We start from the raw sequence: 22,541 nt of genomic DNA, 5'->3' as shown, positions 1-22,541 counted from the left end.
AAAGACTATGTGGTATTTCGCCTGGATGCTGGGAGTCGGTTTTGCGCTGCTGCTGGCGATATTGAATGCGATGTGGGGCGAGACCGAAGCCGGTCGCGCCCTGAGCGACCGTGAGGAGCCGCGGCCATGATGCCGCGTGTCGCCGACGCCCCGGCACCCTCACGCCTTCACCCGCTGAGCCTGTTTATTGCGATTGCGATCATGCTCGTGTGTACGCTCTATCCGCCGCTGATGGCGTCCCCGGACGGGAAAGCCGATCACGGGCTGGCAACGGCCTTGTTCGTGGCGATGAGTGTGGCGTTTGTGCGCGGTGTCGGCTTCGTGCCGCGCACGCGCGCGTGGCGCTGGCTGTTCTCGGGCTGGACCTGCTTTGGCGCGCTGGCACTGGCTGGCTGGTTGAAGTTCCTGCACTGAGAGCGGACGATCCCGGCGCCACGCTGGCGTCTCTGCGGGGCGGCGGGATCGTCAATCCATACTCGGCTTACGCACGAATGACCCTCGCCGGAATTCTTGAATCGTCAGATTCGGTGTGAGTTTTCCGAGGGGAAGTGGCTGCAGATGAATGTCCTGTCTTGGGTTTTTCTCGGTTTAGGCGCGGAGCTAAGCGCCTTAGCGCGCTGAAACAATCAGAACGTCTGCCCCATGGAAAACTGGAATATTTGCTTTTCCGCGTTATCGGGTGTGCGAATCGGATAAGCCAGGTTGAAACTCAGCGGCCCCAGCGGGCTGTACCACGTCACACCCACCCCTACCGAACTGGCCATCTGGCTCAGGTCCACACCGTCGCAACCTAGGGTGGTGCTCAGGTAGCACTTGTCCGAATACACCGTGCCCATATCCCAGAACACCGAGGTGCGCACGGATTTGTTGTCCTTGATGAACGGCACCGGGAACAAGTACTCCGCGCCACCGGTAATCAGGATATTGCCGCCCAGCGCGTCCGTGTCCCGGTCCGAATAGTACGCCTGACCCTCACTGGCATAAGCCCCGGTCGCCGGCGTGCTGCGTGGACCGAGGGTACCGCTTTTAAACCCGCGCACCGAGCCTTCGCCGCCCGCCGTATAGCTTTCATAGAAGGGCAACCCGTCCGTGGAACCATAGCCGTTGCCGTAACCGAGCTTGGTGTGCAAGCGCAGGGCCGTGGCATTGCTGATCGGCAGGAAGGTTTGCCCCGTGTAGTCGATTTTGTAGAAGCTCAGGTCACTGCCGGGTACCGTCACCATCAGGTTGAGGTTTTGCGAATGCCCGCGCGTCGCCAGTACGCCTTTGTTCAGGGTCGATTCCGACCAGCCTGCGCTGGCCTTGAAGTTGGTGAACTGCTTGCCTTCGCGCTCGATGAAGTCGTAGATCTCGTCGGCGCTGTAGGTGCCCGGCTCGATGTTGTCGTGCTGTGCCGTCAGGCCGAAAGTCAGACGGGAGGTCTCATTGATCGGGTAACCGAGGCTGGCGCCGAGGCCAAAACTGTTGATGGCGTAATAAGACACCCCGTCATCGTAGTACTTGTTGTAGTCGGTCTTACTGTAGAACGCGTTGTAACCCAGGCTGACCCCATCGGTGGTGAAGTAGGGGTCGGTGAAACCGATGTTGTACTTGCTCTGGTAGGACGAACGGGTCAGCCCCAGGCTGGCGTAATTACCTGTGCCGAGAAAGTTGTTCTGGGTAATCGACCCGCCGAGGATCAGGCCCGAGCTCTGGGCGAAGCCGACGCTGGCCGTGATCGAGCCGGAGGCTTGTTCCTCCACGGCGTAGTTCACATCCAACTGGTCATCCAGCCCGGCCACGGCTGGCGTCTCGACGTTCACCTCCTTGAAGAACCCCAGGCGCTCCAGGCGCACCTTGGATTGGTCGATCAGGTAGGTCGACGCCCAGCCGCCTTCCATCTGGCGCATTTCGCGACGCAGCACCTTGTCGTCGGTCTTGGTATTGCCCCGGAAGTTGATGCGATTGACGTAAGCCCGCTTGCCGGGGTCGACGCTGAAGGTGATGTCCACCGTGTGGTCTTCTTCATGTACCTGAGGCGTACCGTTGACGTTGGCGAACGTATAGCCTTCGTTGCCCAGGCGGCGGGTGATCAGTTCCGAGGTGGTCGTCATCAACTTGTGTGAAAACACCTGGCCCTTTTGCACCAGTAATAATGACTGGACCTGGTCTTGCGGGACTTTCAGCTCACCACTCAACTTGACCTCGCGCACCGTGTATTTCTGGCCTTCCTGGATGTTCACGGTGATGTAGACGTGCTTCTTGTCCGGGGTCATGGAGACCTGGGTCGAGGTGATATCCATGTTGATGTAGCCACGGTCCAGGTAATAGGAGCGCAGCCGTTCGAGGTCGCCGGAGAGTTTCTCCCGCGCGTATTTATCGTCGTTCTTGAAAAATGACAGCAAGTTACTGGTCTTGAGCGTAAATTGGTCGCCCAACGTGTCGTCGGGGAACACCGTATTGCCCACCACGTTGATGTGCTGGATCGACGCCACTTGGCCTTCATCGATCTTGATTTTCAGGCCGACCCGATTGCGCGGCTGAGCCACGACCTCGGTGTCGACCGACGCCGAGTAACGGCCCTGGGCGACGTACTGGCGCTGCAACTCGTTGCGCACGCCTTCCAGGGTGGCCCGCTGGAATATCTCGCCTTCGGCAAGGCCCGATTGCTTCATGCCTTTCATCAAGTCTTCGGTGGAGATCGCCTTGTTGCCCTCGAACTCGATACTGGCAACCGAAGGGCGCTCGACTACATTGATAATCAGCACGTCGCCTTCGCGACTCAACTGGATGTCCTGGAAGAACCCGGTCTTGAACAACGCGCGAGTGGAATCCACCAAACGCCGGTCATCCGCTTCGTCGCCGACGTTCAGCGGCAATGCGCCGAATACGCTGCCCGCCGAGACCCGTTGCAGGCCATTGATTCGAATATCGGAGATTTTGAAGCCTTGGGCGAGTGCCAGTGAGGTGTTGAGCAGCAGCGCAACCGAGCAGAGCAGGCGCGAAAAATTCATCAAGATCTTTTCCAGAATACATCGACAAGCAGCGCCGGCTCGCTTGGATAAATCGCCACGCGGCCAGACTGGTGAACCCCCAGCATAAGAGCGCATCGCGTTTGGTGCGGTTAACTGAATGTCAAGTTAGGTAAAGGTTGGCCCGAATCCCTGCTGCAAGGCTGATAATGCGCCCCCACTCCACTGACGAGCCCGCAATGATCTCCGTACTGCTAGTCGACGACGATCAGGAATTGACTGAAATGCTGAGCCAGTACCTGGCGTGTGAAGGCTTCGAGGTCACGGCCGTGCATACAGGTGAGGAGGGTGAGGTCGAGGCGCTGTCGGGGCGCCATAGCATTGTGGTGCTGGACGTCATGCTGCCCCAGCGCTCGGGTATCGAGGTACTCCGGCGTATCCGTGCCGTCAGCCAAGTACCGGTGGTATTGCTCACCGCCCGTGGCGACAACATCGATCGCATCACCGGCCTGGAACTCGGTGCCGACGACTATGTGCCCAAGCCCAGTTCCCCAGGTGAATTGGTGGCACGCCTGCGCGCCATCATGCGCAGGGTGCAGGCGGTGGGCCAGCCGACCACCGAGGTGATCAAGACCGGCTCGCTGGTGTTGTGGCCAGGCAAGCGCCAGGCTCTGTGGAACGGTGCCGAGCTGGGTGTGACCAGCACCGAGTTCAGCCTGCTCGAAGAACTGGCCCGCAGCGCCGGCCAAGTGGTGAGCAAAAGGGACCTGTCGCTCAACGCCCTGGGCTGTCCGCTGACCCGCTATGACCGGCGCATCGACGTTCACATCAGCAGCATCCGGCAAAAGCTCGGGCCGCGCCCGGATGCCAAGGCCTGGATCCAGAGCGTGCGCGGTCTCGGCTACCTGTTGATTGCCGAATGATCAAGCCCAGCCTGCTGTTCTGGAAACTGTTCCTGGCTTTCTGGCTGGCGACCACCTTGACGTTTCTGGTCGGGGTCGGCGTGCTTGAGTTGGGCCGCTTCCGCCCAGGCGACCCGCATGTTGAAGCCATCCTCGCGAGTGAACAGAAGCTGCTACAACAATTTGGTGTCGAAGCGGCCGGCCAGCTTCTGGCGGTATGGGAGCATCCGTCGGACCAAGCCATCGGTGTCTATGACAGCGCCGGCCAGTTGCTGGTTGGTGCCCCCGTTACGCGGCCGGCCTATGAACACGCGGTCATCAGCAAGGAAGGCCTGGCGCTTTCGCTGCGCTCGACCCACTTCCCCGGTATTGACGGCGGCAGGCCGTGGCACCAAATCCCGCTGATCATCGGCACGTTGATGAGTGCGCTGTTCAGCGGTTACATGGCGTACTACCTGGCCTGGCCATTGGCGTACTTACGTCGGGCGATGAGCGATGTGGCCCAGGGACGCTTCGAAACCCGGGTCAAGCCCTCGATGGGCAAGCGCCGTGATGAAATCGTCGACCTGGCCGAAGACTGCGACCGCATGGCCAACCAGCTCAAGGTGCTGGTGCAAGCCCAGCAGCATTTGCTGCACGACATCTCCCATGAACTGCGCTCACCGCTGACACGCATGCAAGCGGCTATCGGCCTGTTGCGCCAGGATGCCGCGCGCCTGGAAATGCTCGAACGCATCGAGCATGAATCCGAACGCATGGACACCCTGATCGAAGCGCTGCTGACCCTGGCACGCCTGCAAGGCCGGCCCGAAAGCATCGAGCGTGAGCCCGTGGACATCACTGAGTTGCTGGCGATGATCGTCGAAGACGCGCAGTTCGAGGCCGGGATCAAAGGCTGTCGCGTGCACCTGCAGGCCTGCCCGCCGTTTATCGCGTGTGTCAGCGGTGAGTTGCTGTACCGCTGCTTCGAGAATGTGATCCGCAACGCCGTGCGCTACACCCGACCGGACACCACGGTGCGGGTTTCGGCGCATATCAGCCGCGACGCGAACCGTCTCACGGTGCGCATCACCGACCACGGGCCGGGCGTTGCCAATGACCGATTGCACAGCATCTTCCAGCCGTTCGAGCGGGGCGCGGGGGATGCCCGCGTCGGTTTCGGCCTGGGCTTGGCCATCGCCGCACGGGCGGTGCAGATGCACGGCGGCACCATCGCGGCCCGCAACGAAGCGGCGGGCGGGCTGACCGTGGAAATCAACCTGCACAGCGCACGATCTTTACACGACATTACATTGGCTTGACCGCCCTGTACGTCGCCGCTCATTAGACTGGTCGCCATTGATTGAGCGGAGGTGGCGATGTTTCAGGTGCATAAAAAGGGCTTTGTGCCCGGCAGGAAAATGGTCGACGGCCTGGTGCCTTACGACTTCTTTTGCGAAGACAGCCCGGCGATCAATCTCTTCGTGTTCACCGGCGCCGCCACGCCGGACGCCACGGTCGAGGAACAGACGCTGTGGGGCTTCACCCGACTGGAGCGGTTCGAGGCGATGACCAGCGCGCTGGTGGGCAACAAGCAGCACGCGGGTTGGTTTCAAAGCGTCAACGTGCTGACCGGGCCCAACCAGAACGGTACGCAAAGCGTGAAATTCCAGCGCGTGCTGAAAATCATCAAGCACGCCAGCGCCACGCGCAAAGCCGACTACGAGATCCTCACCGACGAAGGCGACACCTACTTCACCCGGCCAACCGTTGCGCCGGGCAGTGCGCAAACGGTCATCTATTCGGCCGACGCATCCGGTCAGAGTGCGTAAACACGCCATGAATGCTGCTTAAGGAGCGCTTGAACTTTTTCTGAAAAGTATTCGTCGAAGCCTGTCCCTTTTTTTCACCTCGCCTGTCATTCCAGGTAAGTGAACAAAATCGAGAGCTTCTTCCCATGTCCGCAGTCCCCTCCTTGCGCTTGCGCCCGTTGCTCAACCTGAGCCTGCTGCTGAGCCTCAGCGCCAGCCCGTTGTTCGTGCCCGTCAGCTATGCCGAAGACACCGTCAGCCGGCGCAGCTACCAGGTGCCAGCCGGTAGCCTGAGTGCGGCGCTGACGCGTTTCGCCGGGCTGTCGGGGGTCAACCTGTCGGTGGACCCGGCGCTCGTCAGTGGCCGCAGCAGCGCTGGCTTGTCCGGCGAGTACGCCGTGGAAGAAGGCTTTGCACGCCTGCTGCAAGGCTCTGGCCTGCAACTGCAACCGATGGGGGAGCAGGCCTACATGCTGGTGCCGGTGCCCGATGGCAGCAGCCTGCAACTGGCGCCGACCTCCATCCTCGGCACCAGCAGTCTGGACGACGGCGATACCTACGCCGGTGGGCAAGTGGCGCGGCGTGGTTCGCAAGGCCTGCTGGGCTCGCGGGACTTCATGGACACGCCGTTCAGCATGACCACCTACACCCAGGAGGCGGTGAAGAACCAACAGGCGCGCACCCTCGGCGACCTGATCGCCAGCGACCCGTCGGTGCGCGCCACCAACCCGGCCGGTGGGCGTTATGAGCAGTTCACCATTCGCGGGTTCAGCCTGTTCAACAGTGATGTGGCCTACAACGGCCTGTACGGCGTGTTGCCGACGTACACCATCGACATGGAAATGGCCGACCGCGTCGACGTCGTCAAAGGCCCCAGCCAATTGATCAACGGCATCTCGCCGCGCGGCAGTGTGGGCGGCGGGATCAACGTGGTGCCCAAGCGCGCCACCGACAAGGACATCACCTCGTTCACCGGCACCTGGGCCTCCGGCAGCCAGGCCGGCGGCGCGGTGGATGTGGGCCGGCGCTTTGGCGAGGACAACAAGTTCGGCCTGCGCTTCAACGGCGTGAAGCAGTCCGGCGATACCGAATGGGACCATCAGAGCGTCGATCGTGAGATGGCCGTACTGGGCCTGGATTTTCGCGGCGAGCGCCTGCGCCTTTCCACCGATATCGGCCACACCGAGCGCGACACCGATGCGCCCCAGGAGCGTGTGCAGGTGGCCGCCGCTGCCCCGGTGCCCAGCGCCAACGATGTGCGCCGCAATTACGCGCAGTCGTGGAGCAAGGCCAGCACCAACGACACGTTTGGCACGGTCAATGCCGAGTTCGACCTCAGCGATAACGTGATGCTGTACGGCGGCGTAGGCGCGCGCAAAAGTAACCACGACTTCCTGCGCCACGCCGTTTCCGTCAGCAACAGCGCAGGGGATTTCAGCGTGCAGCCCCGTGACTTCACCCGCGATGAAAATGTGCGCACCGCCACGGCGGGCGTGCGCAACGGGTTCCATACCGGGCCGGTGAGTCACGAGGTCAACCTGGCTGCCAGCTACTTCTACATGGACTTCACCAACGGCGGCGCACGGTATGCGTCGCCGTCGAGCAATCTCTACGACCCGGTACAAACGCCGACGCCGTCCACCGCCACCCGCCAGGATGCGAAGGTGTACACCGAGAATAAATTCAGCGGCGTGGCGTTGTCCGACACCCTGGGCTTCTTCGACGACCGCCTGTTGCTGACTCTCGGCGCACGCTGGCAACGCGTGAAGGTGGATGACTGGACCAACAACGTCAAAGGCCGCACCGGCTACGACGAAGAAAAAATCTCGCCGTCCGGCGGCATCCTGTTCAAGGCTACCGACACGCTGTCGCTGTATGCCAACTACATGGAAGGCCTGAGCCAGGGCAAGGTCGCGCCGTCGACCTCGAAGAACGAAAATCAAATCTTCCCGCCGTTCATCAGCCGCCAGGTGGAAGTGGGCGCCAAATACGACGCCGGTGCTTTCGCGGTGACTGCGGCGGTGTTCCGCATCAAGCAACCGGCCTATGAAACCAACGCCACCTCGAAAGTGTTCGGCCCCAACGGCAAGCGCCAGAACGAAGGGGTGGAACTGAGCGTATTCGGCGAGCCGCTCAAGGGCGTGCGTTTGCTTGGCGGGGTGATGTACATCGACAGCGAACTGACCCACACCACCAACGGCACCTACGACGGCAACCGGGCCCCGGCCACGCCCAAGTACAACGTCAACCTCGGCGCGGAATGGGACGTGCCGAGCCTCGAAGGCCTGACCTTGACCAGTCGCGGCATCCACTCCAGTTCGCAGTACCTGGACCAGTCGAACGTCAAGGAAATCGAGGCCTGGAACCGCATCGACGTGGGCGCGCGGTATGCGTTCAAGGTCGATGACAAACACATCACCCTGCGCGCGAATGTGGAGAACGTCGCCGATAAACGCTATTGGAGTTCGGCGGGCGCGTCGGACGACAGTGAGCCGGGATTGACCTTGTCGACGCCGCGTACTTACCTGTTGTCGGCGACCGTCGACTTCTGATCGGCAGATCGCCTTTGTTTGCTCTCACGCGGTTCGCAGGTGCCAGCGGCGGTGAAAATCACAAAGGCTATTTGAAAGTTTGAGCGTGATGCCCGCCGAGGGAAAACTTCGGCGCCTGGCGCTAATTAGAGAAGTGGCTAATTGCAATTAGCTAAATTCGGTCTTTTTGGCGCTGAGGCTTTAAATCAAGGTTTGTAAGGCCATTTCAAGATGGCCGAAGCCTATTCTTTTCAGTTTGTTTCCCCGCTTCAGGAACTAGCGTTGGAACTTTCAGTCGATTAACCCAGTTAACTCCGACTGCGGCGTGGCGAACTAATGGCATTTTCTTTGTATATCCAGTAGTTCCAAATAGCCATACTTTCTCGCAACTAGACACCCCACTATGTCGTCCATGCCCATCGATGCCTGCCATACGCAGATACCGCACACCGACACCGTGTGCGCGTGGCTGATGCAGCACGCCGGGCTGAAAACCGTTGATCTGGAGCGCGCCCGGCGCTTGTCCACCGACGCCAGCGACCTGTTGGGGTTGCTCACGCGCCTGGGGCTGGTGTCCGAAATCGAACTGGCCCGCGCCTGGGCGGCGTTGCTCGGTGCGCCGCTGTTGCTGGCCGATGCCGCGCCGCCGCTGCTCGACCCGTTGCCCACGCTCACCGAGCGCTTTATGCGCCATTACCAAGTGGTGCCGATGGGGTGGACCCAAGGCGGGCTGCGCGTCCTCGCGGCCAACCCGGCGCAGCACTATCCCTTTCAGGCCCTGGCCTACGCCTGCGATGTGCCGATATGGCTGGCCATCGGCCCGCGCAACGAAGTCGATACGTTGATCGAGCGCTATTACGGCCAGGGCCGTTCCGCCATGGGCACCCTGATCGAGAACCTCGATGAGCAGGGCGGCGCACTGGAAGATATCGAACACCTCAAGGACATGGCCTCCGAAGCACCGGTGATTCGCCTGGTCAACCTGATCCTGCAGCGGGCGGTGGAGCAGCGTGCATCGGACATCCATATCGAACCCTTCGAAAACCAGCTCAAGGTGCGCTACCGCGTCGACGGCGTGCTGCACGACGCCGAAGCGCCGCCGGCCAGTTCGTCGGCGGCGGTGATCTCGCGGGTGAAGATCATGGCGCGCCTGGACATCGCCGAACGGCGCCTGCCCCAAGACGGGCGGATCATGTTGCGCATCCAGGGCAAGGAGCTGGACTTGCGGGTGTCCACGGTGCCCACCAGTTTTGGCGAGTCGGTGGTGATGCGCCTGCTCGACCGGCAAACCGTGCAGTTCGACTTCCCCAGCCTGGGCTTCGACGGCCAGCGCCTGGCCGCCTTCCTCGACGTGCTCGAACGGCCCCACGGCATCCTGCTGGTCACCGGGCCCACCGGCTCCGGCAAGACCACCACGCTCTACACCGCGCTGGCGCGGCTCAACAGCGCCGAGCGCAAGATCATCACCGTCGAAGATCCGGTGGAATATCAGCTCGAAGGCATCAACCAGATCCAGGTCAAACCGGCCATCGGCCTGGACTTCGCCGGGGCGCTGCGCTCCATCGTGCGCCAGGACCCGGACGTGATCATGATCGGCGAGATCCGCGACCTGGAAACCTGCCGCATCGCCATCCAATCGTCGCTCACCGGCCATCTCGTGCTCTCCACCCTGCACACCAACAGCGCCGCCGCGAGCATCACGCGCCTGCTGGACATGGGCGTGGAGAGTTACCTGATCGCCTCGACCGTCACCGGCATCCTCGCGCAGCGCCTGGTGCGACGCCTGGACCCGGCGACCCGCGTCGCCTTCGAAGCGCCGCCGGAGCTGATCGAGGAGCATGGCTTGGAGCGTTTTACCGATGAGCGCCCGATCCTGCTCTACCGCCCCGGCGCCGAAGGCGGTTACCACGGCCGCAGCGCCATCACCGAATTGCTGGTGATGAATGACGAACTGCGTGGCCTGCTGATGCGCCACGCCGACGCCGCGACGCTGGAGCAGGCCGCCCGTCGCGCGGGCCTGCGCACCTTGCATGAAGAAGGCCTGCGCCAGGCCGTGGCGGGCGTCACCTCGCTGGAAGAAGTGCTGCGCGTTACCCGTGGGGACGGCGCGTGAGTCTGTTCACCTTCCGCGCCCTGGACAGCCAGGGTGTGACCCAGCGCGGCACGCTGCAAGCCAGGGATCAAGCCGCCGCCGTCGCAATCTTGCACAAGCGCGGTTGGCTGCTGTTGCAGATCGACGCGGCCGGTAGCCAGGGCCTGCGCCATGCCTTTGTGCGCGGGTCGTTGAAGGGCGCCGCGTTGGTGAGTTTCACCCAGCAGTTGGCGACGCTGTTGGGCGCCGGTCAGCCGTTGGAGCGCTCCCTGGGCCTGCTGCTCAAGCAACCCGGCCAGCCCCAGGTGCGTGCGCTGATCGAACGCATCCGCGACCAGGTCAAGGCCGGCAAACCGTTATCGGCCGCGCTGGAGGACGAGGGCGCGAGTTTCTCGCCGTTGTACCTGAGCATGGTGCGCGCCGGTGAAGCCGGTGGCGCGCTGGAAAGCACCCTGCGCCAACTCAGCGATTACCTCGAACGCAGCGAGCGGCTGCGCGGCGAGGTCATCAATGCGCTGATCTACCCGGCATTCCTGGTGGTCGGCGTGCTCGGTTCCCTGGCGTTGCTGCTGGCGTATGTGGTGCCGCAGTTCGTGCCGATCTTCCAGGACCTCGGCGTGCCGATTCCGCTGATCACCGAAGTGATTCTGGCCCTGGGCCAATTCCTCGGCGCCTACGGTCTGCTGGTGTTGGCCGGGTCGAGCGTCGCGCTGGGGACCCTGGCGGCACGCCTGCGCGATCCCCAGCGCCGCGAACGCTACGACCGCCGCCTGCTCGGCCTGCGCGTGCTCGGCCCGTTGTTGCAGCGGGTTGAAGCGGCGCGCCTGACCCGCACCCTGGGCACCTTGCTCAGCAATGGCGTGGCCTTGCTGCAAGCGTTGGTCATCGCGCGGCAGGTCTGCACCAACCGCGCATTGCAGGCCCAAGTGGCCGATGCGGCCGAGTCGGTGAAAGGCGGCGGCACCCTGGCCAGCGCGTTCGGCACGCAACCGCTGTTGCCCGACCTGGCCCTGCAAATGATTGACGTCGGCGAACAGGCCGGCGAACTCGACAGCATGCTGCTCAAGGTCGCCGACATCTTCGACGTCGAAGCCAAACGCGGTATCGACCGCCTGCTCGCGGCCCTGGTGCCGTCCCTGACCGTGGTCATGGCGGTGCTGGTGGCGGTGATCATGCTCGCGATCATGCTGCCGCTGATGAGCCTGACCAGCCATATATGAACCTTCAAGGAACCCGATCGATGAGAACTCAACGCCGTCAAAGCGGTTTCACCCTGCTGGAAATGCTCGCGGTGATCGTGCTGCTGGGCATTGTCGCGACCATCGTGGTGCGCCAGGTCGGCGGCAATGTGGACAAGGGCAAGTACGGCGCGGGCAAGGCGCAACTGGCCAGCCTGAGCATGAAGATCGACAGCTACGCCCTCGATGTCGGTTCACCGCCCAACAGCCTGCAGCAACTGGTGGACAAACCCGGGAATGCGGCAAGCTGGGCCGGGCCGTATGCCAAGCCGTCGGAGCTGAAAGACCCGTTCGGCCATGCATTCGGCTATCGCTTCCCGGGCGAACACGGGGCCTTCGACCTGATCTTCTACGGCCAGGATGGCCAACCGGGCGGCGACGGCTACAGCGCCGACCTGGGCAACTGGGAATAACCCGCCCATGCCCCAACGCGGCTTTACCTTATTCGAGATGCTGGTGGTCATCCTGTTGATCAGCCTCGCTGTCGGGTTGTTGGGGCTCGGTGCGCGCCAGGCTGTGCAGGCGGCGAACGAGCGGCGCGTGGTCGGGCAGATGGTCGACGCCCTGCGCACCACGCGGGCCGGGGCGATTGTCAGCGGGCGTGCGGCCAGGACCGAATTCGATCTGCAGCGCCTGACCTTCCAGGCGCCGGGCCGCGCCCCTCACGCCTGGCCGCCGAGCCTGCAGGTCACCTTGCACACCGCCGAACAGGTCGCAAGCGCCGTAGAGTTCTACCCCGACGGCAGTTCCACCGGCGGCAATCTGCTGCTGGCCAACGGCAGCCGGCGTTGGCGCATCGACATCGGCTGGCTGACCGGCAGCGTGCAGTCCAAGGCGCTGCCATGAAGCGTCAGGCCGGTTTTACCTTACTGGAAATGCTCGCCGCCCTGACGTTGATGGCGGTGTGCAGCACGGTGTTGCTGGTCGCCTTCGGCCAGAGCGCGCGCTCGTTGGCGCAAGTGGCCCGCAGCGATCGCCTGAGCCATGCCGCCCTCAGTGTGCTGGACCAGGAAACGACGGGGCACCTGGTCGACGGGGTCCGCCAGGGCGAGCTGGACGGCATCCATTGGCAACTGACGTGCGTGCGCCAGCAACCCCATCTGTATCGCCTCGACCTGATTGTCAGCGAGGGCTCGCACCAGGCCCGTTTCAGCACATTGAAGGTGCGCCAGTGAGGCGCCGCGAGCGGGGTTTCACCCTGCTGGAAATCCTCGTGGTGCTCAGCTTGCTCGCGGTGCTGCTGGTGCTGTTGAGCGGCGCGTTGCTCGGTGCCAATCGCGCGGTGTCCAAGGCCCAGCGCTATACCGTCAGCCTGGACGAAATGCGCGCCGCCCAGCAGTTCTTACGCACCGCCATCAGTGAAGCATTGCCGCTGGATGTCACGGAAGACGACAGCCAGGCCGATGGGTTTTTCGTGGGCACGTCCGAGCGACTGCAGTTTGTCGCGACGTTGCCCGGTGTGCTCGGCGGCGGGATTCAGCGTTTTACCCTGCAACGGGGCGCAGAGGGTTTGCAGGTGGCGTTCTCGCGGTTGGAGGCGCAGACCACTGCCTCTCGCGATGAGCCGCAGGTGCTGCTGACGAACCTTGCGGCGCTGCAGTTCAGTTATCGCGGTGTATCGCCCCTGGGCCAACCCACCGGATGGATCGATCAGTGGCCGTGGCCCCGGCGCTTGCCGTCTGCGGTGCGGATTGCCGCGCGTGTCGACGGGCCGGTGCCCTGGGTCACCCAGGTGATTGCGTTGCGCTTGAACCTGTCCAGCGGAGCCACGGGCGAATGATGCGTCAACGCGGTGCGGCGCTGCTGCTGGTGCTCTGGGTGCTGGCCTTGCTCAGCGTGTTGCTGGGTGGCTTGGCCGGTTGGGTGCAGCTGGAAAGTCGCCAGGCACTGTGGCATCGCCAGCACACCCAGACGGTGCTGGCGGCTGAAGCCGGCGTCGCCCTGGCGATGGCCGATCCACGTTGGATCGCCGATGGCCGTGAAATGCCGCTGACTTTCGACGACGCGCAGTTGCACGTCAGCCTGCGCAGCGAGCGCGGCAAGCTGTACCTGATCAACGCCGAGGCGGATGACCTCACGCACCTGGCCCTGGCCTGCGGCGCCACCCCGGCCCAGGCCACGCAACTGGCCAAGGCGTTGAAGGCGCGACGCAACCAGGGCCTGGCGCCGTTTCGCGTGCTCGAAGAAGTGCGCCAATTGCCGGGCATGACCCAGGCGCTGTACAGCCAATTGTTGCCCGAGATCACTTTGTGGAGCGACCTCGATCGGCCCGACCCGGCGTTCGCCAGCGCCCTGATGCGCCAGGCCTTGAACCTGCCGCAGCAGAACGCGCAGGGCGCCGATCCCGGCGAGGTGCTGGTGGTCGACAGCCGCGCACAGCGCCCCGGCGGTTATGAAGCGCGTTTGCAAGTCACGGTTTTATTGAGCCCAACGGAGGACGGCGCACAGCCCTACCGGGTGTTGCGTTGGCAAGAATGAATCGACTGGAACCCGTCGCCCGGTATTGGCGTGGCAGCCTGGCGCAACAAGGTTGGCGCCTGTGGCTCGCGGAGCTGCGTGCGTGCGTGCCAGCATGGCTGGCGCTGCACGAGCCGCCCGAGCTGCGCTATCACTGGCCGTTGCGCGAGCCGGTTGAGCTGGCGCCGGGCAACGCGCGCCAGGTGCTGGTGCTCGCGGCCGACGCCGTGCTGGTGCAAACCGTGCAGTTACCCGCCGCCGCTGCCCGCAACCTCAGCGCTGTGGTCGGCTATGAACTGGATCGCTACACGCCGTTCGAGGCCGACCAGTTGTACTTCGTCGCACGCCAGGAGCGGCGCACGCCGACCCACCTGCAGGTGACGCTGGTGGCGATCCTGCGCGAACGCCTCGATCAGATCCTCAGCGACTGTGCCGCCCTCGGTCTGCATCCTCATCGCGTGGATGTGGGCAACCTGGGCATCGACCTGCTGCCCGCGCCTTTGCGCCCGCGTCCGCGCCCGGCAGGCAAGGGCTTGCAACGCAGCTTGCCGTGGCTGTGCGGCGCGTTGCTGATCGCGGCGATGCTGCTGTGGCTCAACGACCGCCAGCGCGTGCTCGACGCCATGCACGAAAGCGTCCAGCAGCAAAAAGCCCAGGTCGCCGAGGTGCATGCGCTGCGTCAGCAACTGCTCACCACCCGCGGCGCGGCGCAGTACCTGACCCGGCGCAAATTGGCCCAGCCACCGCTGGTGGCGCTGCTCGACGACCTCACCACGTGCCTGCCCGCCGACACCTGGCTTGACCAGTTGGACATCAAGGGCAGCGAGATTGCTTTCTCCGGCCAAAGCGCCAAGGCCAGCGCCCTGATCACTCGGATCAAAGGCTGCCACCGCCTGGACAATGCGCAGTTTGAAGGGGTGATTCAACCCGATGTGCGCAGCGGCAAGGATCAGTTTGCCTTGCGTGCCCATCTTCGCCCGGAGGCCGCCGATGCGCCGACCCCTCACACCCCGTGAACGCCGTGGCACGGCCTTGCTGATCCTGGCCGTGGTGCTCGGCGCGGCGTACTGGCTGTTGATCGACAGCTGGTTTGCCGGGCCTTTGCGTGCCATGGGCGAACAGGCCGAGCAGTTGCGCGAACAGCAGCAACGCTATGCCGGCGTGTTGCGCCAGGGCGATGCACTGCGCGAGCAACTGGACCAGGCCCGCCAAGACCCGGCCAGCCAAACCAGCCTGCTGCCGGGGGATGACCCGGATGCGGTCGCCGCCGACCTGATGCAACGCCTCGCCGATTTGATCAACCGCCACGCCACCCTCGGTGGCGGCTGCAGCCTGAGCCAACGCAAACCGATCACCCCGGAGCAGGACGACGGCGAACCGTATCGACAGGTGCAGGTCAGCCTGACCCTCAATTGCGCCATCGAACCCTTGACCGCGATCCTGCATGAGCTGGAATACCCGCCGCCGTTTCTGTTCGTCGATGAGCTGCGCATCCGCCGTGGCAAACAGGCGCCGGCCAGTGGCGGGGCAGGGCAGTTGGTGGTGCAGTTGCTGGTGCGCGGCTACCTGCAACCGCAGGTGGCCCGATGATCGGTGTATTGCGCCCCTTGGAATGGGGCTTGCTCGGGTTGGTCGGGGTATTGGGCCTGTTGATGGCGGTCATCCTGAGCAGCATCGGCGACGAACCGCAGTGGCTGCCCGAACCGGGCGTGCGCGAGCATTCCTCTGCGCGGGTGCACGTCGCGCCCAGCGTGGCGTTGGACCGCCTCGCCGGCACGTGGCAAACCCCGCTGTTCAGCCCGGATCGCAGCCCCGATCGTGCGGTCGGCAACACCCAGGCCAGCAGCCTGGCCAACCTGACCCTCAGCGGCATCCTGATCACCGGCAACCTGCAAATGGTGATGCTCAAGCAAACCGACGGCCGCCCGCTGACGGTGCGTCTGGGCCAGGTGCTGCCCAACGGCTGGCGCCTGGAACACCTCACGCCGCAATCCGCCCGTTTTACCCTGGACGGTCGCACGCAAACCTTGAGCCTGTACGCCAAGCGTTTGCCGCCGCCGTCGACCCGGCCACCGATTTCCCTGCCTCGCGAGCCCCTCCCTTGATCGATATGCGCACCTCGTTGTTTTGCCTGGCTACCGCCGTCTCCCTGGGAGGCTGTGGCTCGCTGCCCGAGCGTCTCGACGCAGACGACGCTTTACTCCACGAAGCCATGCAAGGCACCGGCGCGCAACGCCCGCCGAGTGAGACGCCAGCGGTGGACAGCCCGCGGCCCGTAGCGAAGGCCCCGGCCCAACGCCAGTTGATACGTGGCAACCAGCAATTCGTGCGCCCACCCAGCGCCAGCCCGCGTGACGAAGAGCAGGGCGGCGGCGATATTGTATTCAACTTCGCCGACCAGCCTATCGAAGCGGTGATCAACAGCGTGATGGGCGACCTGCTGCACGAGAACTACAGCATCGCCCAAGGGGTGAAAGGCAGCGTCAGCTTTTCCACGTCTAAACCGGTGGACAAACAGCAGGCGCTGTCGATTCTCGAAACTCTGCTGTCCTGGACCGACAACGCGATGATCAAGCAGGGCAAGCGCTACGTGATCCTGCCGGCCAACCAGGCGGTGGCGGGCAAGCTGGTCCCGCAAATGAACGTGGCTCAACCGTCCAGCGGCCTGTCGGCGCGGCTGTTTCCGTTGCGTTATATCTCCGCCACCGAGATGCAGAAACTGCTCAAGCCGTTCGCCCGGGAAAACGCCTTTCTGCTGGTGGACCCGGCGCGCAACGTCCTGAGTTTGGCCGGCACACCGGAAGAATTGGCCAACTACCAGGCCACCATCGACACCTTCGATGTGGACTGGCTCAAGGGCATGTCGGTGGGCGTATTCGGCTTGCAACGCGCGTCGGTGGCCGAGCTGATGCCCGAGCTGCAAGCCATGTTCGGCCCGGACAGCGGCATGCCCCTGGCCGGCATGCTGCGCTTTCTGCCGATCGAGCGGACCAATTCGGTGGTGGCGATTTCTTCCCAGCCGCAGTACCTCAGCGAGGTGGGCGACTGGATTCGCACCATCGACGAAGGCGGCGGTAATGAGCCACAGATGTACGTGTACGACGTGCGCAACATGAAGGCCTCGGACCTGGCCAAATACCTGCGGCAGATCTACGGCAACGGCGCGATCAAGGACGATACGCCGGCCAAGGTCGCACCAGGGTTGCGCACCACTACGTTGTCATCGCTCAACAACAATGCCGGTGGCCAGCCGAACACTCCGCCGCCGGCTGAAGAACCCGAGCAAAGCGCGGAAGCGCCCGAGCCCGCAGCGGATAAAAGCCTCGAAGCCGGCACCCGCATCACCGCGCAAAAAAGCAGTAACCAACTGCTGGTGCGCACCCGCCCCGCGCAATGGAAAGAGATCGAAGCCGCGATCAAACGCCTCGACAACCCGCCGCTGCAAGTGCAGATCGAGACGCGCATCCTCGAAGTCAAACTCACCGGTGAACTGGACCTTGGCGTGCAGTGGTACCTCGGTCGCCTGGCGGGCAATTCCTCCAGCACCACCGTCGCCAACGAGTCCGGCAGCCAGGGCGCGCTGGGCGGTGGCGGGGCAGGGCTGGGGGCGTCGGATTCGTTGTTCTATTCCTTCGTCAGCTCCAACTTGCAAGTAGCCTTACACGCGCTGGAGACCAACGGCCGCACGCAGGTGCTGTCGGCACCGTCGCTGGTGGTGATGAACAACCAGCCGGCGCAGATCCAGGTCGGCGACAACATCCCCATCAGCCAGACCACGGTGAATACCGGCGACGCCGACACCACCCTGAGCAGCGTCGAATACGTGCAGACCGGGGTGATTCTGGATGTGGTGCCGCGCATCAACCCGGGCGGCCTGGTGTACATGGACATCCAGCAGCAGGTCAGCGATGCCGAGAGCCAGAGCGGCAGCAGTGACACGGCGGTAAATCCGCGTATCTCAACGCGCTCGGTCTCGACTCAAGTGGCGGTGCAAAGCGGGCAGACGGTGTTGCTCGGCGGGTTGATCAAGCAAGACAACGCCGAAAGCGTCAGTGCCGTGCCATACCTGGGCAAAATCCCCGGCCTGCGCTGGCTGTTCGGCAACACCAGCAAATCCAAGGACCGCACTGAGCTGATTGTGCTGATTACGCCGAGGGTGATCACCAGCAGCAGCCAGGCGCGGCAGGTGACGGATGATTATCGTCAGCAGATGCAGTTGCTGAAGCCGGCAAACTAAAGGACTGCGGTAAAAAACGTGTGCGGGCTTGCTCGCGATAGGGTGGCGTTCGGGTCTCGGTGATCGGATGTCGACTGTGCCAGCAACCGCGCGGGTTACCACCATTTCCAGCGGCCTTGTTTTTTCAGGGTGGCGATGATGGCTTCGCGCTTGTGGCGGATTTCTACCATCTTTAGACGCATTTCCCGTTGGCGCTTGCTGTTAAGGCACAGCAGTCCAAGTAACGGGCTCAGCAGGGCAAAGGTAAATAGGGCGTGATCTGGGCTATAAATGGTTGTCGGAACTACAAGCAGCAAATAAATCATGAACACGCCAACCTGAAGCCAAACCCACTGAGGATAACCGTGGAGGACAATGCTCTGTGCGACGCCAAATACCACGCATGCCATACCGCCTCCGAGAAAAAATACCCCATCGCTAACCCCATCAGATGCGTCAGAGAAGTAAGTAAGGTTCATTAGCGTGCTGGCAGTGGCAATCGAAAAGCACAGGGCTAAAACTCCGCCAAACAACGCCAGCCTGTAGTGAGCCAAAAGTGGGCGAGGATCTACGATGTAAAAGGGCTCTCTGTGGTTTTTCATTCGCTGAACTCTTGGTAAATACCGATGGCCAGCGTCTTCGTATTTCCGGACATCGCGCTGCTGGTGAGACCCAGCGCTGCTGCAAAAGTATCCCTGCGATGGATGGCGGTGATTGGTTTTATCTGTGTCGCTGGAATGCGTTTGGGGGCATTGCCTGCGGCCTGTTTGAGCTTGAGGAGCTTCGGTGTCAGTCGTGGGTCTTGGATTCTCAACAGTTCATCCGTCAATTTTGCCCGCTCCTGTCGGCTCAGCCCACGAAGTACCTCTCGAAGTGGTTTGCCTGTTGCTCGCTTGGACAGGTTGATAACTTTCACTGTCGTTACGGCAGAAGTGGCCACCCCAAGTAAGGAAACAGCGTCCAGAGCCGCCATCATTCCTTCGTACCAAGCGCTACTGTCCAGATGGTCATTCCTCTGAGGGTCCCAAACTTCGTTTACGGTTCGATAGACTCCTGCTGCGCACTGGAACGAGCTCGCCACTGCTGCGGTTGTGCCGATGAAAGAGATGACAACGCTTGCGCCAGCAATAAAGGGCATCAAGGCTATCCCGCTGTATATAACATGCCAACTCAACAGCGCCCCCGCACACGTCACCGCCATATTCATCGCCTCCGCCATCAACCTCGACTCTCGCGGCTCATGTTCCAACATCCGCTTGAATTCCACCGGCCCCACATACCGGGGCGCTTCACGCAGCACCACGGTAATCGGCCGCACACTGCAAATCGCCTGGAACTCACGCAGTGTCACCACGTTGAACGCTTCGTCGATGTACACCACCCCTGCGCCGATCAGCGCCGGGTCGGCGTCGATGGCGAAGAACAACCGCCGCAGGTTGAGGCTGCCTTCGAGACGTTGGCGCGTGTTGAGATGGGCTGAGAGAAATCCATCCTTGAACAGGGAGATCGTCATTCCTTAACTCCTGGTTTGTGGGAGTCGAGAGAGTAAAGATGGCTTCGCGCGGATGAATGTCGGAAGTTTCGTTTTTTCAAGAAAGGCACTTCTCAATTCCGTCCTGACGTCTTGTGAGCGGGGTGTTGATTCAGGAACAGTGCGCCCCACGTCACTACCGACGCATAACAGGACAGGGCGCTCACATGGCCGTCGATATGTTTTTGAAACTGGGCGATATCAAGGGTGAATCACGGGACCAGGCCCATCGGGATGAGATTGATGTCACCGAGTGGGCGTGGGGGTTGTCGCAGACCGGGTCGATGCATTCCGGCACCGGTGGCGGTGCGGGCAAGGCCGACTTTGCCAACCTGAACCTGAAAAAGCCGCTGGATAAATCCAGCCCCAACCTGATGATGGCCTGCACGACCGGCAAGCATTATCCCGAAGCACGACTGGTGGTGCGCAAGGCGGGCGGTTCCAGCCCGGTGGAGTATCTGGTGATCACCCTGAAGGAAGTCATGGTGGTGTCCTACGGCACCGGTGCTGAAAGTCAGGATGAGGTGCTCTACGACAGCATCGCCTTGAACTTCGCCAGCGTCGACGTCAGCTACCAGCCGCAGAAGGCCGACGGCGCCAAGGACGGCGGGCCAGTGAAGTTCGGCTGGAATATCCGGCAGAACGTCAAAGCCTGAAGCCTCCCCTTGTGCCCGGATAGCGTGTCTTTGCGCATCCGGGCGCCAGAATTCCTGGTCGAACTCCACCGGCTGTTTTTCATTGACTGTGCCGATCAACTTACGAGACGAAATTTATGAGCGATATTTATTGGTTTTCTGTTCCCAATCTTGAGAAAAAGCGTTATCCCGAATGGCGTCGGTCCTTCGGAGTAAATGAAGAAAGACGCGTGTTCGTGCCTGCTGCTATGGCCGAAGATACCCCGACATACTTGGTTGTAGTATTGGCAATCACTGAAAATCAGCCTGTGGCGGAGTATCTCAATCACCCCTTCGTCCCCAGCGACTGGCTAAAAATAGAATTTCCAAAATATCGTGATTGGATCGAGATCATTGAAACTCGAGCTCAAGCTGGGGATGTTGTTTTACCTCGTGATCAGCAGATTACGTAAGCTATTTCTGAATAGTTGGATCTCAAGAGAAATACCATGAAGCGTTCAGACAGTCGGCCGTTCTGGATCATGACTGCGGTTATGACCTTGATTGTGGGGCTTTTGGGCTACCAAATAATTGATGGGTTAATTCGCGGTGTGGTGGTGTCTCACAGTCGCGTGAGGCCTTCCATCACTTACACGCTTGTGGCACAGCCAAAGCAGTATTGGGCGACCCTTATTTGGCTGGCAATTGTTGAAACTTTTTTAATTGCAGTGACCCTGGGTAATGCTTGGATTTCCAGGGAAATAGATAAAACCGAAAAATCCACCTAAAGCTTTTTGACGCCAGTCTTCGTCGTCATCGACGGTGGTGATTACGTTGAAAGCACCTTGCGCCGGGCCTCACCGATATTGTGTCCGGCCCGGACGAAATCCCCCCGCGAATCAAGGCCGCCATACCGGCGACAGCTGTTCATCAAGGCTCCAATGAGATTGGCCGGGCCTCAGGCAAACACCGCCGACCCAGCGTTCATGGCTGGCGTGGTCCAGCCAATAAGCATCGCCGCTCAGTACGGTGTGCCCCAACGCCGTCAACGCCAGTACCCGCCGAGGCCATTCAAGATGAGTCTCGGTTTCCGTCAACAAAGGCCGCTCGCCGTCGATCAACGGCCGCAGCAGTGCATGGAACATCATGTCCCCGAGGAACGGCAGTGGTTCGCGCTTGCCCATCAACTCGGCAAACACGCGCCCGAACGCGACCGGCCCGGCTTCGGCGATGTAGGCCAGAGACAGGCGTTCGGTCAGTGACAAGCCATCCCTCGCCCCTGGCAATTCCTGCAACTGGCGTCGCAAGGCGGGTGCCAGCAAGGGCAGGGCGGGATGCGTACCCTGGGCCAGTGCCGCCAGCTCAAGCGGAGAACTGGCGCAGTAGGCTGACCATGCTTCACGGGCCAACTGCACCGCGTCGTCATCGATCAAGCGCCGCTGCGGCCATAACCACGCCAGTACATCGGGGGCTAATTGGCCAATGCCGATAAAGCGTTCTACCCCCGGGATGCGGTCCACCTCGATCAGTTCCAGCTTGCGCGGTGCCTGGTCAAGACCGGCCAGGGCGCGGATCAGGAACAGTTGGTCATACGCATCCGCCTCGCACCACTGCACGCTGTGTTCGGCGCTGGCCAAGGTTTCCAGTTGGTTGTATTCATCGGCGACACGGCGCGCGACATCCGCTTCGCCCAGGCCAAAAGCCTGGCTGATGAATGCGCTGCGCATGGTGCGGAATTCGTCGCGGGGCAGGTCGCGAACCGGGCCCATGCACAACGGGTCGCTGAGCATCTGGAAGCGCCCCTTGAACCCCGCCAATTGCAGGCTATGGGCAATGTCGTTGCCACAGCGCCAATGGGTGGTGCGGGCTTCGTCGCTGGCGGCGAAGTCGGGATGGCGGGCGGCGAAGTCGATGGCGTCGACATGGGCCTTGAGCTGGGGCCAACTGCTGAAACCCAGCTGTTTGGCGATCTGCCATTGAGCCTGGGACAAGGTGGCGTCGGGGTTTTCGCTTTTCAGGCGTGCCAACAGTTCCTTGGCGCGCTTGCGCTGCTGCTCAAGGTTGAGACGGCCATCAGCGGTCGAGGATACGCGGCGTTGCGACATACGAGCTCCTAGCACAAACCTTTTCCGCTTTAAGGTTGGGAGTCGTAGAAACGAGGGAGTGCTTCACTGTCTTGGGCGCAGCCCTTTCCGCGGAAGGTGGCGTAGAGAGCGCCA

24 protein-coding genes are annotated in these 22,541 nt (G+C 62.3%); 20 read left to right on the top strand and 4 right to left on the bottom strand.

Annotation, left to right across the window (positions count from 1 at the left end; all coding sequences use genetic code 11):
- Nucleotides 1–7 precede the first annotated feature (7 nt).
- Nucleotides 8–130: a cytochrome bd-I oxidase subunit CydX gene (cydX, locus tag J2Y83_RS17735; protein WP_198865031.1), complete on the top strand. Its 123-nt coding sequence runs from the start codon at nt 8–10 to the stop codon at nt 128–130.
- Nucleotides 127–414 carry a cyd operon YbgE family protein gene (locus J2Y83_RS17730; protein WP_253397164.1) on the top strand — a complete coding sequence of 96 codons (288 nt, stop codon included), beginning with the start codon at nt 127–129 and terminating at the stop codon, nt 412–414. The genes cydX and J2Y83_RS17730 overlap by 4 nt, the downstream gene beginning before the upstream one ends.
- Nucleotides 415–626: 212 nt before the next feature.
- Here J2Y83_RS17730 and bamA read toward each other — a convergent pair whose 3' ends face one another.
- A complete protein-coding gene (bamA, locus tag J2Y83_RS17725; RefSeq protein ID WP_253397163.1) occupies nt 627–2,993 on the bottom strand; it encodes an outer membrane protein assembly factor BamA in 2,367 nt (788 codons plus the stop codon).
- A 197-nt stretch (nt 2,994–3,190) separates the two neighbouring features.
- Between bamA and J2Y83_RS17720 the strand changes: the two genes are divergently transcribed.
- From J2Y83_RS17720 to gspD, 15 genes are all read left to right on the top strand, one after another.
- Nucleotides 3,191–3,874, top strand: a complete 684-nt coding sequence (locus J2Y83_RS17720) for a response regulator transcription factor (protein WP_247407170.1) — start codon at nt 3,191–3,193, stop codon at nt 3,872–3,874.
- Nucleotides 3,871–5,154, top strand: coding sequence for a HAMP domain-containing sensor histidine kinase (locus J2Y83_RS17715; RefSeq protein ID WP_253397162.1), 1,284 nt, complete (start codon nt 3,871–3,873; stop codon nt 5,152–5,154). The genes J2Y83_RS17720 and J2Y83_RS17715 overlap by 4 nt, the downstream gene beginning before the upstream one ends.
- A 57-nt stretch (nt 5,155–5,211) precedes the next feature.
- Nucleotides 5,212–5,664 carry a hypothetical protein gene (locus tag J2Y83_RS17710; RefSeq protein WP_253397161.1) on the top strand — a complete coding sequence of 151 codons (453 nt, stop codon included), beginning with the start codon at nt 5,212–5,214 and terminating at the stop codon, nt 5,662–5,664.
- Nucleotides 5,665–5,789: 125 nt separating this feature from the next.
- A complete protein-coding gene (locus tag J2Y83_RS17705; protein ID WP_253397160.1) occupies nt 5,790–8,195 on the top strand; it encodes a TonB-dependent receptor in 2,406 nt (801 codons plus the stop codon).
- 382 nt (nt 8,196–8,577) lie between these two features.
- The gene (gene gspE / locus J2Y83_RS17700) at nt 8,578–10,287 is read left to right on the top strand and encodes a type II secretion system ATPase GspE (protein WP_253397159.1); all 1,710 of its coding nucleotides are present in this window, start codon (nt 8,578–8,580) and stop codon (nt 10,285–10,287) included.
- Nucleotides 10,284–11,486 carry a type II secretion system inner membrane protein GspF gene (gene gspF / locus J2Y83_RS17695; RefSeq protein ID WP_253397157.1) on the top strand — a complete coding sequence of 401 codons (1,203 nt, stop codon included), beginning with the start codon at nt 10,284–10,286 and terminating at the stop codon, nt 11,484–11,486. Before gspE ends, gspF begins: the two co-directional genes overlap by 4 nt.
- Before the next feature lie 20 nt (nt 11,487–11,506).
- Nucleotides 11,507–11,917, top strand: a complete 411-nt coding sequence (gene gspG, locus J2Y83_RS17690; protein WP_253397156.1) for a type II secretion system major pseudopilin GspG — start codon at nt 11,507–11,509, stop codon at nt 11,915–11,917.
- A gap of 7 nt (nt 11,918–11,924) precedes the next feature.
- Nucleotides 11,925–12,350: a prepilin-type N-terminal cleavage/methylation domain-containing protein gene (locus tag J2Y83_RS17685; RefSeq protein ID WP_253397155.1), complete on the top strand. Its 426-nt coding sequence runs from the start codon at nt 11,925–11,927 to the stop codon at nt 12,348–12,350.
- Nucleotides 12,347–12,679, top strand: coding sequence for a type II secretion system protein (locus tag J2Y83_RS17680; protein WP_253397154.1), 333 nt, complete (start codon nt 12,347–12,349; stop codon nt 12,677–12,679). The genes J2Y83_RS17685 and J2Y83_RS17680 overlap by 4 nt, the downstream gene beginning before the upstream one ends.
- The gene (locus J2Y83_RS17675) at nt 12,676–13,284 is read left to right on the top strand and encodes a prepilin-type N-terminal cleavage/methylation domain-containing protein (protein WP_253397153.1); all 609 of its coding nucleotides are present in this window, start codon (nt 12,676–12,678) and stop codon (nt 13,282–13,284) included. The genes J2Y83_RS17680 and J2Y83_RS17675 overlap by 4 nt, the downstream gene beginning before the upstream one ends.
- Nucleotides 13,281–13,982, top strand: a complete 702-nt coding sequence (locus J2Y83_RS17670) for a general secretion pathway protein GspK (protein WP_253397152.1) — start codon at nt 13,281–13,283, stop codon at nt 13,980–13,982. Before J2Y83_RS17675 ends, J2Y83_RS17670 begins: the two co-directional genes overlap by 4 nt.
- On the top strand, nt 13,979–14,977 hold the full coding sequence (locus tag J2Y83_RS17665; protein ID WP_253397151.1) for a type II secretion system protein GspL: 999 nt from the start codon (nt 13,979–13,981) through the stop codon (nt 14,975–14,977). The genes J2Y83_RS17670 and J2Y83_RS17665 overlap by 4 nt, the downstream gene beginning before the upstream one ends.
- A complete protein-coding gene (gene gspM / locus J2Y83_RS17660) occupies nt 14,952–15,551 on the top strand; it encodes a type II secretion system protein GspM (RefSeq protein WP_253397148.1) in 600 nt (199 codons plus the stop codon). Before J2Y83_RS17665 ends, gspM begins: the two co-directional genes overlap by 26 nt.
- The gene (locus tag J2Y83_RS17655) at nt 15,548–16,066 is read left to right on the top strand and encodes a general secretion pathway protein GspN (protein WP_253397146.1); all 519 of its coding nucleotides are present in this window, start codon (nt 15,548–15,550) and stop codon (nt 16,064–16,066) included. Before gspM ends, J2Y83_RS17655 begins: the two co-directional genes overlap by 4 nt.
- Nucleotides 16,067–16,071: 5 nt before the next feature.
- Nucleotides 16,072–18,198 (top strand): type II secretion system secretin GspD, encoded by a 2,127-nt coding sequence (gene gspD / locus J2Y83_RS17650; RefSeq protein WP_253400411.1) that lies wholly within the window; start codon nt 16,072–16,074, stop codon nt 18,196–18,198.
- Nucleotides 18,199–18,293: 95 nt separating this feature from the next.
- Here the strand turns inward: gspD and J2Y83_RS17645 are convergent, their stop codons facing one another.
- Both J2Y83_RS17645 and J2Y83_RS17640 read right to left on the bottom strand, forming a co-directional pair.
- Nucleotides 18,294–18,779 (bottom strand): hypothetical protein, encoded by a 486-nt coding sequence (locus J2Y83_RS17645; protein WP_253397144.1) that lies wholly within the window; start codon nt 18,777–18,779, stop codon nt 18,294–18,296.
- Nucleotides 18,776–19,690: an NAD synthetase gene (locus J2Y83_RS17640; RefSeq protein WP_253397142.1), complete on the bottom strand. Its 915-nt coding sequence runs from the start codon at nt 19,688–19,690 to the stop codon at nt 18,776–18,778. Before J2Y83_RS17640 ends, J2Y83_RS17645 begins: the two co-directional genes overlap by 4 nt.
- A gap of 185 nt (nt 19,691–19,875) precedes the next feature.
- Here J2Y83_RS17640 and J2Y83_RS17635 point away from each other — a divergent pair, with 185 nt between their 5' ends.
- From J2Y83_RS17635 to J2Y83_RS17625, 3 genes are all read left to right on the top strand, one after another.
- Nucleotides 19,876–20,364 (top strand): Hcp family type VI secretion system effector, encoded by a 489-nt coding sequence (locus J2Y83_RS17635; protein WP_253397140.1) that lies wholly within the window; start codon nt 19,876–19,878, stop codon nt 20,362–20,364.
- A gap of 116 nt (nt 20,365–20,480) precedes the next feature.
- Nucleotides 20,481–20,795 carry a hypothetical protein gene (locus J2Y83_RS17630; protein WP_253397138.1) on the top strand — a complete coding sequence of 105 codons (315 nt, stop codon included), beginning with the start codon at nt 20,481–20,483 and terminating at the stop codon, nt 20,793–20,795.
- Between the two features lie 36 nt (nt 20,796–20,831).
- Nucleotides 20,832–21,110, top strand: coding sequence for a hypothetical protein (locus J2Y83_RS17625; RefSeq protein ID WP_253397136.1), 279 nt, complete (start codon nt 20,832–20,834; stop codon nt 21,108–21,110).
- A gap of 111 nt (nt 21,111–21,221) precedes the next feature.
- Here the strand turns inward: J2Y83_RS17625 and J2Y83_RS17620 are convergent, their stop codons facing one another.
- On the bottom strand, nt 21,222–22,427 hold the full coding sequence (locus J2Y83_RS17620; protein WP_253397134.1) for a DUF1835 domain-containing protein: 1,206 nt from the start codon (nt 22,425–22,427) through the stop codon (nt 21,222–21,224).
- Nucleotides 22,428–22,541: the final 114 nt, after the last annotated feature.

Source organism: Pseudomonas marginalis (assembly GCF_024169655.1).
In the GTDB taxonomy this organism is placed as follows: Bacteria; Pseudomonadota; Gammaproteobacteria; order Pseudomonadales; family Pseudomonadaceae; genus Aquipseudomonas; species Aquipseudomonas paraveronii.
Note: the sequence above shows the minus strand (reverse complement) of the source record. Positions and strands in the feature narration are given on the sequence as shown.

What these genes read in the sequence shown, in the direction of transcription:
- J2Y83_RS17625 (WP_253397136.1), top strand. Translation starts at nt 20,832, where the DNA reads ATGAAGCGTTCAGACAGTCGGCCGTTCTGGATCATGACTGCGGTTATG.
- J2Y83_RS17730 (WP_253397164.1), top strand. Translation starts at nt 127, where the DNA reads ATGATGCCGCGTGTCGCCGACGCCCCGGCACCCTCACGCCTTCACCCG.
- J2Y83_RS17630 (WP_253397138.1), top strand. Translation starts at nt 20,481, where the DNA reads ATGAGCGATATTTATTGGTTTTCTGTTCCCAATCTTGAGAAAAAGCGT.
- J2Y83_RS17670 (WP_253397152.1), top strand. Translation starts at nt 13,281, where the DNA reads ATGATGCGTCAACGCGGTGCGGCGCTGCTGCTGGTGCTCTGGGTGCTG.
- J2Y83_RS17655 (WP_253397146.1), top strand. Translation starts at nt 15,548, where the DNA reads ATGATCGGTGTATTGCGCCCCTTGGAATGGGGCTTGCTCGGGTTGGTC.
- cydX (WP_198865031.1), top strand. Translation starts at nt 8, where the DNA reads ATGTGGTATTTCGCCTGGATGCTGGGAGTCGGTTTTGCGCTGCTGCTG.
- J2Y83_RS17710 (WP_253397161.1), top strand. Translation starts at nt 5,212, where the DNA reads ATGTTTCAGGTGCATAAAAAGGGCTTTGTGCCCGGCAGGAAAATGGTC.
- gspE (WP_253397159.1), top strand. Translation starts at nt 8,578, where the DNA reads ATGTCGTCCATGCCCATCGATGCCTGCCATACGCAGATACCGCACACC.
- J2Y83_RS17720 (WP_247407170.1), top strand. Translation starts at nt 3,191, where the DNA reads ATGATCTCCGTACTGCTAGTCGACGACGATCAGGAATTGACTGAAATG.
- J2Y83_RS17705 (WP_253397160.1), top strand. Translation starts at nt 5,790, where the DNA reads ATGTCCGCAGTCCCCTCCTTGCGCTTGCGCCCGTTGCTCAACCTGAGC.
- J2Y83_RS17680 (WP_253397154.1), top strand. Translation starts at nt 12,347, where the DNA reads ATGAAGCGTCAGGCCGGTTTTACCTTACTGGAAATGCTCGCCGCCCTG.
- J2Y83_RS17640 (WP_253397142.1), bottom strand. Translation starts at nt 19,690, where the DNA reads ATGACGATCTCCCTGTTCAAGGATGGATTTCTCTCAGCCCATCTCAAC.
- gspD (WP_253400411.1), top strand. Translation starts at nt 16,072, where the DNA reads ATGCGCACCTCGTTGTTTTGCCTGGCTACCGCCGTCTCCCTGGGAGGC.
- J2Y83_RS17665 (WP_253397151.1), top strand. Translation starts at nt 13,979, where the DNA reads ATGAATCGACTGGAACCCGTCGCCCGGTATTGGCGTGGCAGCCTGGCG.
- J2Y83_RS17685 (WP_253397155.1), top strand. Translation starts at nt 11,925, where the DNA reads ATGCCCCAACGCGGCTTTACCTTATTCGAGATGCTGGTGGTCATCCTG.
- bamA (WP_253397163.1), bottom strand. Translation starts at nt 2,993, where the DNA reads ATGAATTTTTCGCGCCTGCTCTGCTCGGTTGCGCTGCTGCTCAACACC.
- gspG (WP_253397156.1), top strand. Translation starts at nt 11,507, where the DNA reads ATGAGAACTCAACGCCGTCAAAGCGGTTTCACCCTGCTGGAAATGCTC.
- J2Y83_RS17645 (WP_253397144.1), bottom strand. Translation starts at nt 18,779, where the DNA reads ATGAAAAACCACAGAGAGCCCTTTTACATCGTAGATCCTCGCCCACTT.
- gspM (WP_253397148.1), top strand. Translation starts at nt 14,952, where the DNA reads ATGCGCCGACCCCTCACACCCCGTGAACGCCGTGGCACGGCCTTGCTG.
- J2Y83_RS17715 (WP_253397162.1), top strand. Translation starts at nt 3,871, where the DNA reads ATGATCAAGCCCAGCCTGCTGTTCTGGAAACTGTTCCTGGCTTTCTGG.
- J2Y83_RS17620 (WP_253397134.1), bottom strand. Translation starts at nt 22,427, where the DNA reads ATGTCGCAACGCCGCGTATCCTCGACCGCTGATGGCCGTCTCAACCTT.
- J2Y83_RS17635 (WP_253397140.1), top strand. Translation starts at nt 19,876, where the DNA reads ATGGCCGTCGATATGTTTTTGAAACTGGGCGATATCAAGGGTGAATCA.